The organism is Cohnella terricola (genome assembly GCF_007786475.1).
Classification (GTDB): domain Bacteria; phylum Bacillota; class Bacilli; order Paenibacillales; family Paenibacillaceae; genus Cohnella; species Cohnella terricola.
Map to the genome: position 1 here is coordinate 369,918 of NZ_VNJJ01000006.1, position 22,238 is coordinate 392,155.

Consider the following 22,238-nt stretch of genomic DNA (forward strand, 5'->3'; position numbering starts at 1 on the left):
ATGCTATCGAAATTCGTGATTAGGCCAATGCTTTTAACAGTTCCAGAAGGCGTTCCAGATCGGTCTTCCCGAAGTAAGAAAGTTCGATTTTACCTTTATCCTTGTTTGGCTTGATTCGAACTGTCGTTTGGAACTTTTCGCGCAATGTCTCTTCGATCTCTTCAATGAACGGATCGCGTTTCTTGGCTTTCGCTTTCGGTTTAACGCTCGTTTTCGTATCGGTCTTCTGAACCACTTCCTCGAGCTCGCGCACGCTCCATTCGCCCGCAACCGTTTGCTTCGCCAACTGGCGTCTTAAAGCGTCTTCTTTAATACCCGCCAGCGCGCGCGCATGACCCATCGATAGTGTTCCACGTGAAACATAATCTTTGATCTCGTCCGGAAGCGAGAGCAACCGCAGGAAATTCGCAATGTGGGAACGCGACTTGCCGACCTTGAGAGAAAGCTCTTCCTGCGTGAGGTTAAATTGATTCATGATCGCTTGGTAAGCGATCGCGACCTCGATCGAATTCAGGTCTTCGCGTTGCACGTTCTCGATCAGGGCAATCTCCATGACTTGTTGATCGTTATACGTTCGAACGACCGCCGGGATCGTCGCGTTGCCCAGCATTTGTGAAGCTCTGAACCGCCGTTCCCCGGCGATAATCTCGTATCCTTTTAAAGCCTGGCGCACAACGATCGGCTGAATAACGCCGTGTTCGCGAATCGATTCCGCCAGTTCTTTGATCGCATCTTCTTCAAATGTTTTACGAGGCTGATAAGGGTTCGCCCGAAGCTGCGTCAAAGGAATTTCTACGATTTTGTCATCTTCTTTAATCGAAAGGGACGTGATGAGCGCATCCAGCCCTTTACCTAGCCGCTTGCTCATAGGAGATCACTTCCTTCGCCAACTCAAGATACACTTCCGCGCCCTTGGACTTCGGATCGTACGTAATAATGGACTGGCCATGGGACGGCGCTTCGCTCAATCTAACATTACGAGGAATTACGGTCTGATACACTTTCTGCTGAAAATACTTCTTAACCTCTTCGATGACTTGAATGCCCAGATTCGTCCGAGCGTCGAACATCGTGAGCAAGACGCCTTCGATCTGCAGCGACGTGTTCAGATGTTTCTGGACGAGGCGGATGGAATTCAGCAGTTGGCTGAGTCCTTCCAACGCATAATACTCGCATTGAATCGGAATCAACACGGAATCCGCGGCCGTAAGCGAGTTGATCGTCAATATGCCCAGCGACGGAGGACAGTCGATCAGAATATAATCGAAATCGTTCCGTATCGTGCCAAGAGCCTTCTTCAGACGAATTTCGCGAGACATCGTCGGAACAAGCTCGATCTCCGCGCCAGCGAGCTGGATCGTAGCCGGAATAATCTTCAGATTAGGAACTTCCGTATCCGTGATCGCTTGTTTCGGATTCACTTCGTTAATCAGAACGTCGTATATGCAATAACTCACGTCCGCCTTATTAATGCCGATGCCGCTTGTCGTATTGCCTTGGGGATCGATGTCGACGATCAGCACTTTTTTGCCGAGGGACGCAAGGCAAGCGCCGAGATTCACCGATGTCGTCGTTTTACCGACCCCACCCTTCTGATTGGCAATCGCAATAATTTTAGACAACCTTATTCACCTCAATGTTAATCAACCAAGTACAGAAACAAAAAACGGTCCCGTGCCGAACGCGCTCGCCAACTAACCGTCCAAGGCAAGCGTAACGATATCAAGCATAGGGTCCGCTTTGATTCTAACGTTTTGGAATTCGGATAATAATCTCGTAATGGTCTTCGCAGTCTTTTTCATCCGCTTTAATCGGAATACCGGAGCCATTGACCATATCAACGGATTGCCGGATCGTATTTAACGCAAGTCTAACATCTTTGGAAAACGAGAAACGTTTCGACTTTTTCGGTTTGGTGGCTTCCAGATAAAAGGCGATCCTCGTCTCCGTTTGTTTAACGTTAAGCTCTTTTTCTATAATTTCCTTCAGCAGCTTGTTCTGCATTTCTTCGTCAGGCAGCGACAAAAGCGCCCGTCCGTGACGTTCGGTTATCCGGCGTTCAAGCAGTGCCTGCCTAACCGTTTCACCTAATTGCAGTAGCCGAATTTTGTTCGCGATCGTGGACTGGCTTTTACCGAGCCTCTGCGCCAGGCTTTCCTGAGTGAGCTGGTGAAGATCGATCAATTTCTGATAAGCGATCGCTTCCTCAAGAGCTGTCAAGCCTTCGCGTTGAAGGTTCTCGATCAACGCGACCGAAGCTGCTTGCGAATCGTTGATCTCTCTAACAATCGCCGGAATGTTTTCCATGCCCAGCTTCGTGACGGCGCGCCATCTGCGTTCGCCCGCAATAATCTCGTACTTTCCATCCCGAATCCGGACGACGATAGGCTGAATAACCCCATGCGTCTTGATCGTCTGGCACAGCTCATCGATCCGGTCATCATCGAACACGGTTCGCGGCTGGTAGGGACTAGGCACGATATCTTGGATCGGTATTTGTTTGACTTCTTCTTGATTGCTGCGGTCCGATAAGCCCAGCAACCTTGAAAATTGCTCTTTCATTTCTCTCGGATCACCACATTAAGTAAGATAGGACGAATAAGTTAAATTGTGTCCATAGCGACGAAAAAGCGCCGCCAATTCGCGCCATACGGCGCATCTGCGGCACGTTAATCTGTTACTCTACTTTATTCGCTATTCCTGCCCTATTTTCCTGCTTACGAAAAAACTTTCGCGACGCATCAATCGTTCACACGAGTTCTTATGTATCGCAAGCAATCAATGTGCGGTAATCTTCCCTAGAAAGAACTGTCTACGTCAAACAAATACGGTCTCTACCATTAAGAATAGCACGAATAAATAGACCGAGTAAACGTAAAAATGTTCCACGTGAAACAATACTCTCCTAAGGAAGGTAATGTTTCACGTGGAACATTTCCAAAATAACGTTTGTTTCTCAAGATGATCGACTAGCGTTTACCGATGTTTGCGATCGGTTTGATCAATGGCGATTTAAGAGGAAGGCCGGATTTGCGAGGATAGATCGCGGGAGTAGCTCCCTTTTTCTCGCAAACAACAAGATGGCGATCGGCTCCTTCAGTAGGAAGCGATAATTGCTTTACATCTATCAGTCGGCCGTTCAGTTTCGTTAAACTGTACCGTCCTTCTTCGAGCTCTTCCGAAATGTCCGTTCCTTTCATCGCAACGAACAATCCGCTAGGGCGGACGAATGGCAAACAAAATTCGTTCAGCACCGCAAGTCTCGCAACTGCCCGAGCGGTTACGATGTCATAATGGTCGCGATGCTCCTCTTTTCTTGCCGCATCTTCTGCACGGCTATGCAGGCATAATACTCCGTTTAGCCCGAGCCTTGAAGTGACTTCTTCGAGAAACTTGATCCGTTTAGCCAATGCATCGATGATCGTTACTTGCATGTGGGGGAAAACGATCGCTAGCGGAATCGAGGGGAATCCGGCTCCCGAACCGATATCCGCTAACGAGTGTTGCTTGTGGAACTGAACCGCTCCGGTCAATGTCAGCGAGTCATAGAAATGCTTCTCGTACACTGCTTCTCTTTCGGTGATGCCCGTTAGGTTCATTTTTTCGTTCCATTCCACTAGAAGCGAGTAGTACGTTTCGAACTGTTCCAACTGGTGCTCCGTCAATTGGATTCCGAATGGGGCAACTTGTTCCGCAAAATTCCGTTGGATGTGATCCATCATGAACTATGCGCCGCCGCGGTTACCCGATTGTAATGTTCCAAGTGCACGAGAAGAATGGATAAATCGGCCGGTGTAACGCCCGAAATTCTTGAAGCTTGACCGATGGACAGCGGCCGGATTTTGCCAAGTTTCTGCTTCGCCTCCATGGCCAGACCGTGGACCAAATCGTAGTCGATATTTTCCGGAATCTTCTTCTTCTCCATTTTCTCCATTTTTTCGACCTGTTGGAGTTGTTTCTCGATATATCCCGTGTATTTCACCTGGATTTCGACTTGTTCTTTTTCTTCTTCCGATAATTCCACCTCAGGAGGAGCGAGCTTCTCCAAATGCACATAGGTGACTTCGGGTCGACGTAGTAATGTCAGGCCATCAACAGAATTGTTGATCGCCGCCGATCCGACTTCCGCCAGCATCGCTTGAACGGCTTCGTCCGGCCGGAATTTCGTTCCCTTCAGACGCGCGATTTCCTCATCCACCCGTTGTTTCTTGGCAAGGAATCTGTCGTATCTTTCCTCCGTGATCAAACCGATTTCGTGACCAAGCGGAGTTAAACGCAAATCGGCATTATCGTGACGAAGCAGCAAACGATATTCCGCTCGCGAAGTAAGCAGTCGATATGGCTCGTTTGTTCCTTTGGTGACCAGATCGTCGATCATGACGCCGATGTATCCTTTGGAGCGATCGATCACGACCGGTTCTTCTCCTTTGGCTCTGCGAGCTGCATTAATTCCGGCAATAATGCCTTGTCCTGCAGCTTCCTCATAACCCGACGTGCCGTTGATCTGTCCCGCGGTGAATAGATTGTTGACCAGCTTCGTTTCGAGCGACGGCCATAGCTGCGTCGGAACGACTGCGTCGTATTCGATCGCATATCCGCTGCGCATCATCTCGGCCTTCTCCAATCCGGGAACCGAACGGAGAATTCTGAGCTGCACGTCCTCGGGCATGCTCGTGGACAAGCCTTGCACGTAATACTCTTTCGTATTTCGGCCTTCCGGCTCCAAGAAGATCTGATGCTTCGGCTTATCCGCAAAACGCACGATCTTGTCTTCAATAGACGGGCAATAACGAGGACCCGTCCCTTCGATCAATCCAGTAAACATCGGAGCGCGATGTAGGTTGTCATTAATGATCTGATGCGTTTCTTCGGACGTGTACGTTAACCAGCATGGCAACTGCTGATTCGTATGTTCCATATACTCCGTCTCATAGGAGAAGTATTTCGGATTGTTGTCCCCTGGTTGAATCTCGGTCTTGTCGAAGTCGATCGAATCCTTATGCACCCGAGGAGGCGTGCCGGTCTTGAATCGCGCCAACTGGAACCCGAGTTGTTTCAACGATTCGGACAATTTAACCGCCGGCTGTTGATTGTTCGGACCGCTCTCATACGTGAGCTCACCTAGAATGACTTTGCCGCGCAAATAAGTCCCCGTCGTCAATACAACAGTTTTCGCCTCGTAATGGGCACCGGTCTTCGTCACGACGCCGACGCATGCTCCGTTCTCGACGATCAGATCTTCGGCCAATCCTTGCCGCAGCGTCAGATTTGGCTGCTTCTCGATCGTTTCCTTCATCGTATGCTGGTACAGGAATTTGTCCGCTTGTGCCCTTAACGCATGCACAGCCGGGCCTTTTCCCGTGTTGAGCATTCTCATCTGGATAAACGTTTTGTCAATATTCCGGCCCATCTCCCCGCCAAGTGCGTCAATCTCGCGCACAACGTGGCCTTTCGCCGGACCTCCTACGGACGGGTTGCAAGGCATAAAAGCAACCATATCCAAGTTAATCGTCAACAGCAGCGTTTCGCAGCCCATGCGAGCGGCGGCTAACGCAGCTTCACACCCCGCATGTCCCGCGCCGATGACAATAACATCGTATTTTCCCGCTTCATAGGTCATCGTATTTCCCTCCTTGCTTTCTAATAGCATATGTTATTTCCCTAAACAAAATTGGGAGAAAATTTGATCGAGCAACGAATCTCCCGCGGCATCGCCAAGAATCTGTCCCAAGGACTCCCACGAAGAAGAAATGTCGATCTGGATCAGATCGATCGGCACGCCGTCATACGTCGCCTGAATCGCATCCTCGAGCGACTGTTTTGTTTGATGCAGGAGCGCAATATGACGCGCGTTACTTACGTACGTAATATCGCCGGACTCGACGGCCCCGCTGAAGAACATGGCGGAAACCGCCCTCTCCAACTCGTCAATACCTTCTTCTTCTTTCGCCGACAAGAACACAATGCGCTCCTTCGGGTAATCCCTCTCGATCTCTTCAAGGTCAAGTTGTCCAGGCAGATCGATTTTATTCACGACCACGATCGTCGAACGGTCTTTTAGCTGAGTAAGCAGCTTCCTCTCGTCATCGTGCAGCGGTTCGTGACGATTAAGCACGAGTAAGATCAGATCCGCTTCGTTAAGCGCCCCGTGAGAACGTTCAACGCCGATCTGTTCGACTTTGTCCGTCGTCTCGCGAATTCCAGCTGTATCGAGAAGCCTAAGCGGAATGCCCGATATCGAAACCGACTCTTCAATAATATCACGAGTCGTACCCGGAATGTCCGTGACGATCGCTTTGTTGTCACGAGCCAGCGCATTCAATAAAGAAGATTTTCCGGCATTCGGACGACCGACGATGACCGTGACAATCCCTTCCCGCAAAATTTTTCCTTCATTAGATTTGCGCAGCAGCTCGTTAACTTCTTTTAATACGGTTCCACAATTCGAGCGGATAAAATCAGCAGTCACATCTTCAACATCATGTTCTGGATAATCGATGTTGACTTCCACGTGAGCAATCAACTCGATCAATTGCTGCCTTAGCGGAACGATCTGTTTGGATACCGAACCTCCCGCCTGTCTCCTGGCCACTTGGAAAGCCCGATCCGATTTGGAACGGATCAGATCGATCACGGCTTCCGCCTGCGCGAGATCGATTCTTCCATTAAGAAACGCTCGCTTGGTGAATTCCCCCGGTTCCGCTAATCTTGCGCCGTGTCGCAAGACGAGCTCCAACACCGATTTGACCGCGACGATCCCTCCGTGCGTGCTGATCTCGACGACATCCTCCGCCGTAAACGATCGTGGGCCCTTCATGACCGTCACTAACACTTCATCTAATACTTGCTCCGTCCGCGGATCCACGATCCAGCCGTAATGGACAGTATGAGAATCCGCATCTCGCAGATTTTGCTTCGATCTGAACAGCTTGGCAACCGTATCGACCGAGTTCGGCCCGCTTACCCGGACAACCGCGATGCTGCCTTCTCCAAGCGCCGTCGCGATCGCGGCGATTGTATCCTCGTTCATGGTCATCCCTCTTTCCGGTATCAAAAAACGCAATGACCCCCCAACGTTGCGGAAGCCATTGCGCGGCATACTTTATTGCTTCAAAGCGATTACGATTCGGCGATTCGGTTCGTCCCCTTGACTATAAGTCTTCACATTCGGATTCGCCTGCAATCGCGCGTGAATAATTTTTCTTTCTTGCGAAGTCATCGGTTCAAGCATAATTTCCTTGCGCGTCCGAATGACTCTTTGCGCCATACGTTCGGACAATGCCTCCAACGTCTGGCGACGACGCTCACGAAATTGCTCGGCATCGAGAACGATACGAAGATGATGGCTCGAATGGCGATTCGCCACGATGTTCGCCAAGTATTGCAGAGAATCCAAAGTCTGTCCGCGCCGACCGATTAGAATGCCCAAGTCCGAACCCGTGATGTTAATCCGCACTGCATCATTCTCGTTCGCCCGTTCAACTGAAACGGCAAGTCCCATCGCTTCCGCCACTTCGCCAAGAAACTTCATCGTTTCTTCGACGCCATCCGGGAGCAATTCCAACTCCACTTTCGCTTCTTTGGCTCCAATCAGCCCGAACAACCCTTTGCTCGGTTGTTCCAATACTTTGACGCTCACCCGGTCTTCATTAACGCCCAATTGGGCCAGACCGCTACGAACCGCATCTTCTATCGTTTTCCCCGATGCCAGGAGCTTTTTCATTTTGAGCGTCCCTCCTTACCTTTACCTTTCTTTGGTTTTGGTTCAGGAGCTTCTACCACTTGCGTTTTATTGCCTCTGCCGTACATAAAATAGTTTTGCACGATCGTGTAAATGTTGCTGTAAATCCAGTACAGCGGCAATGCGACCGGAAAGTTAATGGCCATTACGAAAATCATGACCGGGAAGATGTACATAAGCCCTTTCATCGGGCCAGCCATCGTCTGTTGCTGAGACATCATCATCGATTGGATAAACGTCGTACAAGCAGCGATAACCGGTACGATATAATAGTACCAATGTCCATCATGTGGCGACGTTCCCAACTGCAATCCCAAGAACGAGTGATCGCGAATCTCGATGTTTTTGTAGATCGAGTTGTACAGCGCGATGAAGATCGGCATTTGAACGATAAGCGGTAAACATCCGGCTAAAGGATTCACCTGATGGGTCTGATACAGCTTCATCATTTCTTCCTGCTGTTTCTTCGGATCGTCCTTGTACTTCTCCCGGATCTTCTTCATCTCCGGTTGAAGAGCTTGCATCGCCTTCGTATTCTTGTATTGTTTGATCATCAACGGAAGAATGATCGTCCGTACGATGATCGTGAGGATCAGAATCGCGAGCCCGTATTCCCCGCCAAACCAATCCGCGAACTTGTCCAACATGAGCGAGAACCAATAAACAACGTTCCGGGTCCACCAGGAACCACTGTCCGCCATTTGCGACGTCGTGATTGCCTCAGTCGCCGGCGTACAGCCCGCGAGCAGCGTCATCAGCGATATAGCGCCGATAACGATCCACCATTTGCGATTTCGCAACAAAACTGAAAACTCCCCTCTTCAACAACCGGCATGCCGTAAAATGAACTGCTTCCGTGAATCCGATTACAGGCCGATTACAACTGCGCCTATTCCCTTCCACTATACCATATTAAAGAAGGCAAAGAAAAGCTAGGGCCTGTCCGTCCCCCTAGGTTTCTTTCGCCTTATTTATCGTTTCTTTTATCCGGCCTCCGGCCTTGTACCGATGAGGGATTTCGCCCCGTGAAATTCGGCTTTGTTCCTTTTAATAAGCCTGCCTTTCTCAGAACGTGGAGAATGCTTCCCTCCATCTCTTTATAAGCCATGTTCAGCGCCGGCTTTCGGACGATCAGAATCAGATCCGTATCTTCCAGCAATTTCGAAGCGTTCAGCCGGACGATCTCCTTCACCATTCTCCTTAACCTGTTGCGAACGACCGCGTTGCCCAGCTTACTGCTAGCGGACACACCCATCCGGAAGGAACCCTTCTGTCCTCTCTTGCGCCAATACACGACAAATTGCGAGTTGGCGAACGATTTCCCGTATCGGTAGACCGTATTGAAGTCTTCCCTCTTCCGAAGGCGCAGCTTCCTGTGCATATTCACCGCTCCATCTCTTCGGCTATCTTACCCCTGTACAATCGTAGAAAAAAAGACCACCCGCAAGTGGTCTTTCATTAACTTATGCCGACAATACTTTACGACCTTTTTGGCGACGAGCTTTCAGCACTTTACGGCCGTTCTTCGTGCTCATACGGCTACGGAACCCGTGAACCTTCTTACGCTTGCTCACATTCGGCTTAAATGTAGGACCCATGAATCAAACCCCCTTACATAAAAACTCACGTCCATTTATTAAACCATAATGGGTTCAAAAAGTCAATGAAATGCCTATTGGACTTCATATTACTTATTCACATGTGTATAATCCAGGCGAAAAAAGTCAGCTTGTCGGAACATTGTCAGATCGTCTCACATTTTATCAACAATATCTTGTGCTGTGCACAGTATTCATCCACAAGTTATTGAAATTGTGGATAAGAGGGTTAAATCCATTGAATTCAGAGGGTTTGTCTGCTATGATTAAACAAGTCTTTCCCAGTGGATGACGTCATTAAGTCCTCAAATTATTAACAGCCTGTGTATAACTTTGTGAACAAATCCCCTATTTCGTGGATAACCCTCTGAATAATTCAGGGAATTATGTGGATAACTAGCCGGCATTAAACCGACTGCAAGTTTTCCGCATATTTTTTGTCCTTACATAGGGTTAAAGGAGAGAATTTGTCGTGGACAACCACAACAATGAAGTCTGGCAACAAGTGTTGTCGGTCATCCAAACGAAGCTCAGCAAGCCCAGCTTCGATACATGGTTCAAGGCGACGAAAGCCTCTTTTTTGAACGACAGCGTCGTCGTCGTAACCGCGCCGACAACCTTTGCCGTGGAGTGGTTGGAAACGCGTTATATGAAATTGGTTTCATCGACGCTTTCCGATTATATTGGAAGACCTGTGGACGTGAAGTTTTCTATAGAAGAAACGCGTCCCCCGGAACCCGTGGAACCGGCTCCGCAAGTATCCGTCGTTCGGGAGCCAGCCTTGGAAGAGCCGATGATGCATATGCTCAATCCGAAATACACTTTCGATACGTTCGTTATCGGCGCAGCCAACCGGTTTGCCCATGCGGCGTCGCTTGCCGTTGCGGAACTGCCAGCCAAATCGTACAACCCGTTTTTCATGTACGGAGGCGTCGGACTCGGCAAAACTCATCTCATGCATGCGATCGGGCATTATATTTTAGAACATAATCCTCATATGAAGGTTTTGTATCTATCTTCCGAGAAATTCACCAACGAATTCATCAACGCGATTCGCGATAACCGCGGGGAAAGTTTCCGCAATAAGTATCGCAACATCGACGTTCTGCTGATCGACGATATTCAATTCCTCGCCGGCAAAGAAGGGACTCAAGAAGAGTTTTTCCACACCTTTAACGCCTTGCACGAAGAACATAAGCAAATCGTCATCTCCAGTGATCGGCCGCCCAAAGAAATTCCGACGCTCGAGGAACGCCTGCGGTCGCGGTTCGAATGGGGACTCATCACCGATATTCAGCCACCCGACCTGGAGACGCGGATCGCCATTCTTCGCAAAAAAGCAAAAGCCGAAAATCTCGATATTCCCAACGAAGCGATGATGTATATCGCCAACATGATAGACTCCAATATACGAGAGCTCGAAGGCGCACTGATTCGGATCGTCGCTTATTCTTCCCTAACGAATCAAGATATTTCCGCCCATCTAGCGGCCGAAGCACTAAAAGACATTCTCCCAACGGGACGCAATCGCCTGATCACGATGCAGGACATCCAGCAGCGCGTCGGCGATTATTACGGGCTGAAGATGGAAGACTTCAAAGCACGCAAACGGACGAAAGCCGTTGCTTTTCCCCGCCAAATCGCGATGTATTTATCCCGAGAGCTCACCGACTACTCGCTTCCTAAGATCGGAGACGCATTCGGCGGCCGGGATCATACGACCGTCATTCACGCTCACGAGAAAATCTCACAGCTTCTTAAGGTCGATCAGGATTTGTACAAAATTATCAACAGTCTGACCGAGAAAATTAAGAACTTAACCTAATAAATCGTGTAAAACGACATCAACGCCTATGCACAAAGAGTCCACATGTGGATAGGCGTTGTTTTCGAGCTTTTTCGAGCTTATCCACATATTCAGGGTGCCTACTACGACTTAAAGATTTAAACATGCTACAATACAAGCAAGATAAGCCCAAACTTATGAGGTGAACCGATGGAATTTACGATACTGCGCAACGAATTAAACGAAGCGATCCAACACGTCGCTAAAGCCGTTGCGTCCAGAACAACGATCCCAATTCTCAGCGGCATTAAAGTTGATGCGAGCTTCTCCGGAATTACATTGACGGCAAGCGATACCGATATTTCTATTCAAAGCTTTATTCCGACTGAAACAGCCAGCAAAACGATCGCAACGGTGAAGAAACCGGGAAGCGTCGTACTTACAGCTAAATTTTTCGTAGAAATCGTGAAGAAGCTGCCTCACGAAGAAGTTCACATCGAAGTGGGCGACCGCTTTCAAACGATGATTACTTCCGGAGCGACGGAAATTCAGCTTGTCGGGCTTGATCCCGAAGAATTCCCGGTTCTTCCTTCCGTACAAGAAGACCAAGTCGTCTCCATTGCCGGTGATTTACTACGGGATATGATCAGACAGACGGTCTTTGCCGTAACGACGAACGAATCGACCCCGATCTTAACGGGCGTATTATGGAATCTTCATGATGGCATTTATAAATTCGTGGCGACGGATCGCCATCGCCTAGCCAGCCGTACAGCTCCAGTTGATGCCGGCGATGTCAGATTCTCGAATATTGTCATTTCAGGAAAAACATTGAACGAGCTCGCGAAGATCGTTCCCGACCAGAACGTCATGGTCGATATCGTCGTCGCGGAGAATCAAGTTTTGTTTAAACTCGGCAATGTCCTGTTCTATTCCAGAATGCTGGATGGAACTTATCCCGATACTTCCAAAATTATTCCGCAAAACTTCAAAACAGAACTCGTCCTGAATACGAAATTGCTCAGCGATTCGATCGACCGCGCCTACTTGCTGTCGCGGGAAGAAAAGACGAACATCGTCCGCTTGACCACGACCGAGAGCGGCGGCATCGAAATTTCCTCTAGTTCGTCCGAACTCGGCAAAGTTACGGAACAGCTTGGCGTCGTCGAAATGCGCGGAGAACCGCTCAAAATCGCTTTCAACTCCAAATATATGCTCGACGTGCTGAAAGTCATCGACAGCGAAGAGCTATTCATCGGATTTAACGGCTCGATGAGTCCGATCATTATTCGGCCGAACGACCATGACAATAGCTTGCATCTGATACTCCCATATCGGACGACGAATTGAGGCGGATAAGATGAAGAGCATTGGAATCGCAACGGAATATATCACGCTGGGGCAGTTTCTCAAGCTCGCCGATTGCATCGGCACGGGCGGGGAAGTGAAGCATTTTCTGCAGGAAAGAAGCGTTCTCGTCAACGGCGAGCCCGACAATCGCAGAGGGCGCAAGCTTAGAGTCGGGGATCAAGTCGAGGTCGAAGGGTTCGGATCGTTCACGATCGGGACCCGGTAACGCCGACCGACTTCCGAAGTCAGTTGGAGAGGAAACATCCTTATGCAGTTAAATTCGATGGAGCTTCAAGGGTATCGCAACTACGAATCGGTCAAGCTCGCGACCGAGGGCGGCGTCAATATATTCATTGGACCAAACGCCCAGGGGAAAACGAATCTGCTCGAAGCGATTCACGTCTTGTCTTTGACGAAGTCCCATCGGACTTCGAAGGATAAGGAACTCATCGGCTGGAATCAAACGGCTGCCGTCATCCGAGCCCAGATGAGGCGCAAGATCGGCGACGTAAGTCTGGAACTGCAGCTATCGGCGCAAGGCAAAAAAGCGAAAGTCAACGGACTGGAGCAGCGCAAGCTGAGCAGTTTCGTCGGCACGCTGAACGTGGTGCTGTTCGCGCCCGAAGATCTGGATATCGTCAAGGGAGCACCGGGAGTGCGCCGCCGTTTCATGGACATGGAAATCGGGCAGGTGCACCCCGGTTATTTGTACGATATGCAGCAATACCAGAAAATTCTGCAGCAGCGCAACAATTATCTCAAGTCGACGGACGTTCATCGCGCTTCCCCGCAAATGATAGACGTATGGAACGAACAGTTGGCGACGGTCGGTGTTAAAATGATGCAAAAAAGGAAAAACTTTATTGTGCATCTTCAAAAATGGGCGGAGAAAATTCATTCCGGCATTACCGGGGGTACCGAACATTTTACGGTAGAGTATAAACCCTCGTTCGGAACTTCGGCTGGAATGGATGACCAAGATCAATCTTCTTTATTCGAACAATTTATGATAAAGTTAACACAGGGCAAGGAACAGGAATTCAGGCGAGGCATGACGCTTACCGGTCCGCACCGCGACGATCTGGGGTTCGCCATTAACGGCAAGGACGTGCAATCCTTCGGATCTCAAGGCCAGCAACGGACGGCGGCATTGTCTCTTAAGCTGGCGGAATTGGAACTGATGCATGAAGAGATCGGGGAATATCCGCTGCTATTGCTTGACGATGTTCTATCGGAACTAGATCAAAACCGGCAAACGCAACTCATCGAGACGTTCCAGAGCCGAGTGCAGACCTTTATTACGACGACCGGCTTGGAGAGCGTCAATATGGCCCGTTTGAAGGACGCTTCCATTTTCCACGTGAAAGACGGCAAATTGCTTCGCTAAATGTTAGGAGGAACTCCGTGTATATTCATTTGGGCGGGGAGAAGATCATTCGAACGTCGCAGCTAGTGGCGATTTTCGATATTTCGATCGAGCAATCTTCGAAGTTGTCGCGTCAATTCGTCTTGCACGCGCAGAAGAACAAGGAAGTGGAATCGATCGGCGAAGAGGATCCGAAATCGATTGTTGTCACGGAGCATAAAGTTTACTATTCTCCGATTTCCGCATCGACGCTGAAGAAGCGAACGCGGATTCTGGACGGGTAGGCATAAACGGAGATCGCCTTCCTCGGGAAGGCTGTACATGTTTATATTGATGAATTCAGGGAGCAGCGCGACCCGCTCTCGTTTCCGGGATCATTAATCAGCAGTTGCTACGTAAAGAAGGCGGTGGAAGGTTTGTCCGTAGATCAACAGAACACTTACGATGAAAGTCAGATTCAAGTGCTGGAAGGCCTGGAAGCGGTACGCAAACGCCCGGGTATGTACATTGGATCGACGAGCGGCAAGGGACTGCACCATTTGGTGTGGGAAGTCGTCGACAATAGCATTGACGAAGCGTTGGCCGGGTTTTGTACGCGGATCGACGTCATTATACACGAGGATAACAGTATTACGGTTATCGATAACGGCCGGGGGATTCCGGTCGGCACAAATACGAAATTACAAAAATCCACGCTTGAAGTCGTTATGACCGTACTGCATGCGGGCGGCAAATTCGGCGGGGAAGGTTATAAAGTGTCCGGGGGTTTGCACGGGGTGGGCGTGTCCGTCGTGAATGCTCTGTCCGAGCATGTCACCGTCACGGTTAAGCGCGACGGGCATATCCATCAGCAGGAATATCGCCGCGGAGCTCCGCAATACGACCTGAAGATCGTCGGAGACACCGATGAGACCGGAACGATCGTCCGGTTTAAGCCGGATTCGGAGATTTTCACGGAAACGACCATATACGACTACGACGTGCTCGCTGGACGGATTCGCGAGCTTGCGTTCCTGAATAAGGGAATCGAGATCACGCTCAAGGACGAGCGTACCGATATGCACGAATCGTTCCATTACGAAGGCGGTATCGTCGAGTTCGTGAAGTATTTGAACCGCACGCGCGAGCCGCTTCACGAGCAGCCGATCTATGTCGAAGGCTCGAGAGATTATATCGCTTGCGAAATCGCGATGCAGTATAACGACGGCTATTCCGAGAATCTGTATTCCTTCGCGAACAATATCAATACACACGAAGGCGGAACACACGAGTCCGGTTTTAAGAGCGCTTTGACGAGGATCATTAACGACTATGCGCGGAAAATGGGCTTCGTGAAAGAGAGCGAATCGAACCTGTCGGGCGATGACGTGCGGGAAGGTTTGACGGCGATTATTTCCGTTAAAATCCCGGAGCCTCAGTTCGAGGGCCAGACGAAGACGAAGCTGGGCAACAGCGAAGTACGCGGCATCGTGGAGTCGCTATTCAGCGAGAAGCTGCTGCAATTCCTGGACGAGAACCCGGCCGTGGCGCGCAAAGTGATGGAGAAAGGGCTTCAGGCCGCGAGAGCGCGGGAAGCCGCTCGCAAAGCGCGCGAATTGACCCGCCGCAAGAGCGCGCTCGAGGTCAGCTCCCTCCCGGGCAAATTGGCGGATTGTTCGTCCAAGGACGCTTCGATCAGCGAACTGTACATCGTGGAAGGGGACTCCGCGGGAGGATCGGCCAAGCAAGGACGGGATCGGCATTTCCAAGCGATCTTGCCGCTTCGCGGTAAAATCCTGAACGTCGAGAAAGCACGCTTGGACAGAATTCTGTCCAACCTGGAGATTCGGGCGATGATTACGGCGCTCGGAACGGGCATCAGCGACGACTTCGATATTACGAAAGCCCGTTATCACAAGATCATCATCATGACCGACGCCGACGTTGACGGCGCGCACATCCGGACCTTGCTCTTGACCTTCTTCTATCGTTTCATGCGCAAGCTTATCGAGGAAGGTTACGTTTATATCGCCCAGCCGCCGCTTTTCAAGGTCGAGCGCAACAAAACGGTTCGTTACGCGATGAACGAGAAGCAGCGCGACGAAGTCATCGCCGAATTCGGGGAAGGCACCAAGCTGAACATTCAGCGTTACAAAGGTTTGGGAGAAATGAACGCCGAACAGCTCTGGGAGACGACGATGGATCCGTCCAGCCGAACGATGCTGCAAGTTCGCATCGAAGACGCGATCAAGGCCGATCTGATGTTTGATACTTTAATGGGCGACAATGTCGAGCCTCGTCGGGAATTCATTCAACAATACGCGAGATACGTTAAGAATCTGGACGTATAAGATTTGCTATAAAGCTTCAAACGGCACGGCATTCGTCCGATGTAAGCAGGGGGTATCTCCATCGAGGGGTACCCCCTGCAAAATTATTTTTTGCGTTTAAGAGGCTTGAATCGTCCGTAAGCGATGGCGTAGGAGTAAATTTTTCGGAATACGGAGCGATCGGGCAGCTTCTTGAAAATAAACGGGTCGGGAGACGTGTTCACTTCCAGAATCCATGGCTTGAGCGACTTGTCGAACGCGATGTCGAGCCCGATCTCTTTTATCCGGGGATATTTTTTCTTCAGCGCTTCGGCTACGGTGATGCCGAGCGTGCGCAACCGGCGCTCGAAGTGATTGCGTTGCTCAGCAGTCAAGTAGCCTGACATCAATCGATTGACCGGTAGCGGAGTTCCCCCTGCATGATAGTTAGTCACGATCTTGCGGGGATGGGCGACGCGCCCAATGATGCCCGTGGATTCCCAACGCGATTGGGGATTCATCTGGACCATGACCCGCAAGTCGAACCTTCTCCCGTTATATTTGAGCATATGGATGCCTTTTTGGACCAAATAAGGTTTTCTTTTTTTAACCTTCCCGAGCTTTGCGTACATCTCGTCGAACGTCCGAAAGGAATATTTGGACACTACCGATTGGAAACGGTAAGGCGATGATGTCCCGGGATGTTTCTCGATACGAATGACTCCGGATCCGAATGTGCCTACTACCGGTTTGACGTAAATCATTCCGTATTGGTCTAACATTCGCTGCACGGTTGATCGGTCGAAATGACCGGTTGCGGGGATATAATCTTTTAGCTTGCTATTGGCAAGAAGAACATTGGTTTTTGCTTGTTTGCTGCTTATACGTTGGATCGACATATGGGTTCATCCAACCTTTCCCTTCGTCATTGTGATATAATGGAGTTATTGTATTTTTATAATCTATGACGGAAACCGCCTTGCGGTGTGGACGCGCAAGTGCGTTAATCTCCGCTGGTATATTGGTTAAGGAGGATCTTCATGTCGGAAGAACAACGCTCCCAGCTTCGCGACCGCGATATCGGGGTTGAGATGCGGGAATCGTTCATGGATTACGCCATGAGCATTATTGTCAGCCGGGCATTGCCTGATGTTCGCGACGGCTTGAAACCGGTTCAAAGGCGTATTCTCTATGCCATGTCCGAATTGGGGATGGCCCCGGACAAGCCTTACAAGAAATCGGCTAGAATCGTCGGCGAAGTCATCGGTAAGTATCACCCGCATGGCGATTCCTCGATCTATGAAGCGATGGTTCGCCAAGCGCAGGATTTCTCCCTTCGCTATATGCTGGTTGACGGTCATGGTAACTTCGGCTCGATCGACGGCGATTCGGCGGCAGCGATGCGGTACACGGAAGCAAGACTATCCAAGATTGCAATGGAATTGCTTCGCGACATCAACAAAGAAACGATCGACTACCAACCAAACTACGATGGCGAAGAAGTCGAGCCCGTCGTCTTGCCGGCGAGATTCCCGAATCTGCTGGTGAACGGAACAACCGGCATCGCGGTCGGTATGGCGACCAACATTCCTCCGCACAATCTGCGGGAAGTGATCGAAGGTACTCAGGCGCTTATTCGCGATCCGGAATTGACGCCATACGATTTGATGGAATACGTCAAAGGTCCGGATTTCCCAACGGCCGGATTAATTCTAGGCCGAGTCGGCATTCGCCAAGCGTATGCGACGGGACGCGGATCGGTGACGATGCGTGCTCGGGCGACGATCGAGGAAAATAACGGCAAAGCCCGGATTCTCGTTCACGAGATTCCGTATCAGGTGAACAAAGCGAGACTCGTCGAGAAGATCGCCGAGCTCGTCCGTGAGAAGAAGATTGACGGCATTACCGACCTGCGCGATGAATCGGACCGAAACGGTATGCGTATTGTCATCGAGCTTCGCCGCGATGTGACGCCAACGGTCGTGCTTAACAATCTGTATAAGCAGACCCAGATGCAGACAAGCTTCGGCGTGAACATGCTGGCGCTCGTGAACAACGAACCGAAGGTGCTCAACCTGAGGGACGTTCTGCATCACTATATTCAGCACCAAGTCGAAGTCATCCGCCGTCGTACAGAGTACGATCTGAAGAAAGCGGAAGCGCGCGCACATATTCTGGAAGGCTTGCGCATCGCGCTAGATCATCTGGACGAAGTCATTGCGCTGATCCGCGCTTCCCGCACGACGGACGAAGCCCGCGAAGGATTGATCAGCCGGTTCGGCCTGTCGAACGATCAAGCGCAGGCTATTCTGGAGATGCGTCTGCAACGCCTTACCGGGTTGGAGCGCGAGAAGATCGAGCAGGAGTATGCTGAGTTGCAGCAGAAGATCGCCGAATACAAGGCGATCCTGGCGGACGAGCAACTCGTTCACGAGATCATCCACGAAGAACTCGAAGAGATCAAGCAGAAATTCGGGGACGATCGCCGTACGGAGATCACGGTCAGCGACGAAGAGATTCTGGACGAAGACCTGATTCCGCGCGACGACGTCGTGGTCACGATGACGCATACCGGATATATCAAGCGGTTACCCGTGTCCACTTACCGCAGCCAGAAGCGTGGCGGCAGAGGGATTATGGGAATGGGGACGAAAGAAGACGATTTTATCGAAAATCTGTTTATTTCGAATACCCACCATTACCTGCTCTTCTTTACGAACAAGGGCCGCGTTTTCCGGATGAAAGCATACGAGATTCCGGATTTGAGCCGGACGGCGCGGGGCACGCCGATCATCAATTTAATTCAAATCGAGCAAGGAGAGACGATCAACGCGGTTATTCCGGTCGAATCGTTCGAACCTAACCAGTTCCTCTTCTTCGCGACCCGTAACGGGATCGTCAAGAAGACTCCGCTCGACGATTACGCGAATATTCGCAAAGTCGGGCTCATCGCCATCTCCTTGCGCGAAGACGACGATTTGATCGGCGTTAAGCTGACCGATGGCAATCGCGAGATCGTAATGGGAACAAGCCAAGGCATGTCCATTCGCTTCTCCGAGGGTGATGTGCGCGCAATGGGACGTTCGGCGACGGGCGTGAAAGGTATTCAATTGGACGATAATGACAAAGTCATCGACATGGATGTCGTCGAACCGGATCGCGACGTGCTGATTGTCACAGCCAAAGGCTACGGCAAACGGACCCCGGTATCCGAGTACCGGATCCAGACCCGCGGCGGCAAAGGCATCAAAACGTTGAACGTCACGGACAAGAACGGCGCGATCGTTGGTCTGAAAGTCGTTCACGACGATGAAGACCTCATGATTATGACGTCTTCCGGAACATTGATCCGTACGAGCATGTCCGGTATCAATACGATGGGACGGATCACTCAAGGTGTGAAGTTGATCAATATCCGCGATGAAGATTCCGTTGCCACGGTAGCCCAGGCTCCGCGAAATGAAGATTCGGAATCTGAAGAGGCCGAAGGCGAAGAAGGAGACAGCTAATCAGCTGTCTCTTTGCTGCCAGGACCGTTAGGGGGGAAACCGCATGCCGATTATCCCGGTAGCGCAGGTACAGATTGGCGATCGTCTGGGCAGCGATGTTCAGACCGCGTTAGGAAGCGTATTGCTGCAGCAAGGAAGAACGTTGTCGGATCGGGATATCGAGATTCTTCAAGCGTTCTTGATTCCTAGCTTAGATGTCATTCGTCATGGACTTGAGGAGCAGAAGGCGGAAATGGCGGCGGAGGAAGTGGCGACCACGACGGAAGCCAAGCTGACGAATCTGCAGTTGGAGTTTCTGCAGATGGAGAAGCTTCTGACACGAATCTTGTCCATGGTCGGTTCGGGGCTCAAGATTCCCGTGCTGGATCTTCGCAATGGACTAAACGCATTAATCGGATGTATGGAAGAGTATAATGTGCTGACTTTTATACCGCCTCCCGCAACGGGAACACCGGACGTTATGGTCCGAAACAGCGTTCTTTCCGCGATGACTTCTTACCAGCTGGCGAAGTGGAACAAGTTTCCCGAGAAAGATTGGTTGCAGATCGCCATGGCCGGATTACTTCACGACATCGGAAACGTGAAAGTGGACCCCGCGATTCTGAACAAGCCATCGCGCTTGACGGCCGAGGAACTGCAGGAGATGCGGGAACATCCCTTATATGGATTTAAGCTGCTCGAAGGTGCCGCTTCTCTGAATCAGGGCGTGTGGCTTGCGGCTTTGCAGCATCATGAGCGAATCGACGGCAGCGGATACCCAATGAAGGTGAAAGGGGAAAAAATTCATCCGTATGCGAAGATCGTCGCGATCACCGATGTGTACCACGCGATGACCTCCAATCGCAATTATCGGAAAGCGGAATCGCCTTACCTGGTTCTGGAAGAGCTTCACTCCGGCTCTTTCGGCAAACTGGATCCTTTATATGTACAAACTTTTATCGAGAGAACGACCCAATTCCATAACGGCGTATTCGTTAAACTCAACGACGGCAGAGTTGGGGAGATCGTCTTTACAGATCGGAACCATCCGACGCGACCGATGATCTCGCTAAACGGACAGATCGTTAATCTGAGCCAGAACCGTCAGTTGTTCATTATCGAAGTGTTTGCGAGCGGATCTTGATTTATATGTAAGTTGTAATGGGCTGCCCTTGGGCGGCCTTTTTTCATATTAACGATATAAATCATCGTTGCTAAGGAGATCAGTAGAGAAGATTGAGTAATTAGTGATCCAAATCATCGTACTTAGTGGGATGACGAGGTCAAAGGAGCAAGTTGCCGGCAAGTAACGATACAGAACATCGCTATTGCGAAGTCAAAACGGGCGAACAGATAGAATAATGATGTTATACATCGTTAATCGGGAGTTGAGTTCGTATAAACAAGGTTCGATCGTCATATTGCTTTCCGGATAAGCGAAGGGATAAACTTGAGGATGCGAAACATCATTTATCTAGGTTAGATATACAATATTATCCGATGAGCATATTACTGGAGGTCAGCATAATGAGCGACTACCGCAATCAATCGAGGCAGGTGATTCATCATGGGTGAGGGAGTTTGGGCGATTTCATATTGGGAGCTTGCGCTCCGGGTCGTGTTTGCCATGGTGGCCGGGGGATTAGTTGGATTGGAGCGGGAATGGAGCAATCATGCGGCGGGCTTCAGAACGCACATCTTGGTTTGTTTAGGCTCGACATCGATCATGCTCTTATCTATTTACGGTTTTTCCGCTTTCGCCGATGAAGCGAACGTCAGAATGGACCCGGCGCGGCTCGCGGCTCAGGTGATCAGCGGAATCGGATTTCTCGGAGCCGGGGCGATTATGCGCAATGGCTTTACGATCTCCGGGCTTACGACCGCCGCTTCATTATGGGTCGTGGCCGCAATCGGGCTTTGCGTAGGTGCGGGTTTTTATTTCGTATCCTTTTTAACGACGTTTGTTGTTTTGTTTAGCTTATTTTTGTTGAATAGATGGGAGAAACGTTTTTTTAGCTTGAAGCGCAAACGAAGACTGGAGCTGAAAATAACTTGTCGAGCGGGTCAAGCGAATAAAATCGTGCGCCTAGTGGAAGAGGAAGGGGCGATCGTCACTGACATCTCCATTGATAAGAAAGAAACGATCTCGAGCGACAATAACCAGCTTTCACCCGTTCAGATCAAATTCGTATTGAGGATCACGAACGAAGCGATGCTTATATCGTTGGCAGATCATCTTGCCACGCACCCCGATATACTGTCGTTCAGGCAAGTGGTTTCTCATTCGACTTAAAGCGGTTTTAGCGGCCCCTCATGATTCCGTTTAATATAGCAAAATAAATTATAAAAAAAGGGTTGCAATTGCCTAGCCGCCTGTGCTATATTATTTAAGTCGCCGTTAGCGCGGACGACGAAAACGAAACACCGATTGTTCTTTGAAAACTGAACATTGAGCGTAAGAAACAAAAGCAAGACCAGTTGTAAATCATGAGCCTTCTGGCTCTCTATTATGGAGAGTTTGATCCTGGCTCAGGACGAACGCTGGCGGCGTGCCTAATACATGCAAGTCGAGCGGAGTTATTTAGGAGCTTGCTCCTGAATAACTTAGCGGCGGACGGGTG

General features: G+C 50.2%; 20 protein-coding genes and 1 rRNA gene. 10 read left to right on the forward strand and 11 right to left on the reverse strand.

Annotation, left to right across the window (positions count from 1 at the left end; genetic code table 11):
- Positions 1-19: 19 nt before the first annotated feature.
- The 10 genes from FPZ45_RS13650 to rpmH form a co-directional block, all read right to left on the reverse strand.
- Positions 20-868 (reverse strand): ParB/RepB/Spo0J family partition protein, encoded by an 849-nt coding sequence (locus FPZ45_RS13650; RefSeq protein WP_144702553.1) that lies wholly within the window; start codon positions 866-868, stop codon positions 20-22.
- Entirely contained in the window at positions 849-1,622 is a 774-nt protein-coding gene (locus FPZ45_RS13655; protein ID WP_144702556.1) for a ParA family protein, read from the reverse strand. The genes FPZ45_RS13650 and FPZ45_RS13655 overlap by 20 nt, the downstream gene beginning before the upstream one ends.
- 124 nt (positions 1,623-1,746) lie before the next feature.
- Positions 1,747-2,562 (reverse strand): nucleoid occlusion protein, encoded by an 816-nt coding sequence (noc, locus tag FPZ45_RS13660; protein ID WP_144702559.1) that lies wholly within the window; start codon positions 2,560-2,562, stop codon positions 1,747-1,749.
- Between the two features lie 407 nt (positions 2,563-2,969).
- Positions 2,970-3,719, reverse strand: coding sequence for a 16S rRNA (guanine(527)-N(7))-methyltransferase RsmG (rsmG, locus tag FPZ45_RS13665; RefSeq protein ID WP_144702699.1), 750 nt, complete (start codon positions 3,717-3,719; stop codon positions 2,970-2,972).
- Positions 3,719-5,620, reverse strand: a complete 1,902-nt coding sequence (mnmG, locus tag FPZ45_RS13670) for a tRNA uridine-5-carboxymethylaminomethyl(34) synthesis enzyme MnmG (RefSeq protein ID WP_144702562.1) — start codon at positions 5,618-5,620, stop codon at positions 3,719-3,721. Before mnmG ends, rsmG begins: the two co-directional genes overlap by 1 nt.
- Positions 5,621-5,653: 33 nt before the next feature.
- Complete coding sequence (mnmE, locus tag FPZ45_RS13675) at positions 5,654-7,030, reverse strand: tRNA uridine-5-carboxymethylaminomethyl(34) synthesis GTPase MnmE (RefSeq protein ID WP_144702565.1); 1,377 nt, start codon at positions 7,028-7,030, stop codon at positions 5,654-5,656.
- 72 nt (positions 7,031-7,102) lie between these two features.
- A complete protein-coding gene (gene jag, locus FPZ45_RS13680; protein ID WP_144702568.1) occupies positions 7,103-7,723 on the reverse strand; it encodes an RNA-binding cell elongation regulator Jag/EloR in 621 nt (206 codons plus the stop codon).
- Positions 7,720-8,496 (reverse strand): YidC/Oxa1 family membrane protein insertase, encoded by a 777-nt coding sequence (locus FPZ45_RS13685; protein WP_144702702.1) that lies wholly within the window; start codon positions 8,494-8,496, stop codon positions 7,720-7,722. The genes jag and FPZ45_RS13685 overlap by 4 nt, the downstream gene beginning before the upstream one ends.
- Before the next feature lie 212 nt (positions 8,497-8,708).
- Positions 8,709-9,122 carry a ribonuclease P protein component gene (gene rnpA / locus FPZ45_RS13690; protein WP_144702705.1) on the reverse strand — a complete coding sequence of 138 codons (414 nt, stop codon included), beginning with the start codon at positions 9,120-9,122 and terminating at the stop codon, positions 8,709-8,711.
- Between the two features lie 82 nt (positions 9,123-9,204).
- The gene (gene rpmH, locus FPZ45_RS13695) at positions 9,205-9,339 is read right to left on the reverse strand and encodes a 50S ribosomal protein L34 (protein ID WP_084423307.1); all 135 of its coding nucleotides are present in this window, start codon (positions 9,337-9,339) and stop codon (positions 9,205-9,207) included.
- A 472-nt stretch (positions 9,340-9,811) separates the two neighbouring features.
- Here rpmH and dnaA point away from each other — a divergent pair, with 472 nt between their 5' ends.
- The 6 genes from dnaA (at position 9,812) to gyrB (ending at position 16,171) form a co-directional block, all read left to right on the forward strand.
- Positions 9,812-11,164, forward strand: coding sequence for a chromosomal replication initiator protein DnaA (gene dnaA / locus FPZ45_RS13700; protein ID WP_144702571.1), 1,353 nt, complete (start codon positions 9,812-9,814; stop codon positions 11,162-11,164).
- Between the two features lie 171 nt (positions 11,165-11,335).
- Complete coding sequence (gene dnaN / locus FPZ45_RS13705) at positions 11,336-12,475, forward strand: DNA polymerase III subunit beta (protein ID WP_144702574.1); 1,140 nt, start codon at positions 11,336-11,338, stop codon at positions 12,473-12,475.
- A gap of 10 nt (positions 12,476-12,485) precedes the next feature.
- On the forward strand, positions 12,486-12,701 hold the full coding sequence (yaaA, locus tag FPZ45_RS13710) for a S4 domain-containing protein YaaA (RefSeq protein WP_144702577.1): 216 nt from the start codon (positions 12,486-12,488) through the stop codon (positions 12,699-12,701).
- Positions 12,702-12,743: 42 nt separating this feature from the next.
- The gene (recF, locus tag FPZ45_RS13715; protein WP_144702580.1) at positions 12,744-13,862 is read left to right on the forward strand and encodes a DNA replication/repair protein RecF; all 1,119 of its coding nucleotides are present in this window, start codon (positions 12,744-12,746) and stop codon (positions 13,860-13,862) included.
- Positions 13,863-13,879: 17 nt separating this feature from the next.
- Complete coding sequence (gene remB, locus FPZ45_RS13720) at positions 13,880-14,125, forward strand: extracellular matrix regulator RemB (protein WP_144702583.1); 246 nt, start codon at positions 13,880-13,882, stop codon at positions 14,123-14,125.
- Positions 14,126-14,257: 132 nt separating this feature from the next.
- On the forward strand, positions 14,258-16,171 hold the full coding sequence (gyrB, locus tag FPZ45_RS13725) for a DNA topoisomerase (ATP-hydrolyzing) subunit B (RefSeq protein ID WP_144702586.1): 1,914 nt from the start codon (positions 14,258-14,260) through the stop codon (positions 16,169-16,171).
- An 83-nt stretch (positions 16,172-16,254) separates the two neighbouring features.
- On the opposite strand, the gene FPZ45_RS13730 is transcribed toward gyrB, so the two are convergent.
- Positions 16,255-17,028 (reverse strand): YheC/YheD family protein, encoded by a 774-nt coding sequence (locus FPZ45_RS13730; RefSeq protein WP_144702589.1) that lies wholly within the window; start codon positions 17,026-17,028, stop codon positions 16,255-16,257.
- Positions 17,029-17,169: 141 nt separating this feature from the next.
- Here FPZ45_RS13730 and gyrA point away from each other — a divergent pair, with 141 nt between their 5' ends.
- The 4 genes from gyrA to FPZ45_RS13750 all read left to right on the forward strand — a co-directional run.
- Complete coding sequence (gene gyrA, locus FPZ45_RS13735) at positions 17,170-19,638, forward strand: DNA gyrase subunit A (RefSeq protein WP_144702592.1); 2,469 nt, start codon at positions 17,170-17,172, stop codon at positions 19,636-19,638.
- A 43-nt stretch (positions 19,639-19,681) separates the two neighbouring features.
- Positions 19,682-20,761 carry an HD-GYP domain-containing protein gene (locus tag FPZ45_RS13740; RefSeq protein WP_144702595.1) on the forward strand — a complete coding sequence of 360 codons (1,080 nt, stop codon included), beginning with the start codon at positions 19,682-19,684 and terminating at the stop codon, positions 20,759-20,761.
- Between the two features lie 423 nt (positions 20,762-21,184).
- Positions 21,185-21,910, forward strand: coding sequence for an MgtC/SapB family protein (locus tag FPZ45_RS13745; RefSeq protein ID WP_144702599.1), 726 nt, complete (start codon positions 21,185-21,187; stop codon positions 21,908-21,910).
- Between the two features lie 213 nt (positions 21,911-22,123).
- A 16S ribosomal RNA gene (locus tag FPZ45_RS13750) occupies positions 22,124-22,238 on the forward strand; the annotation flags it as partial.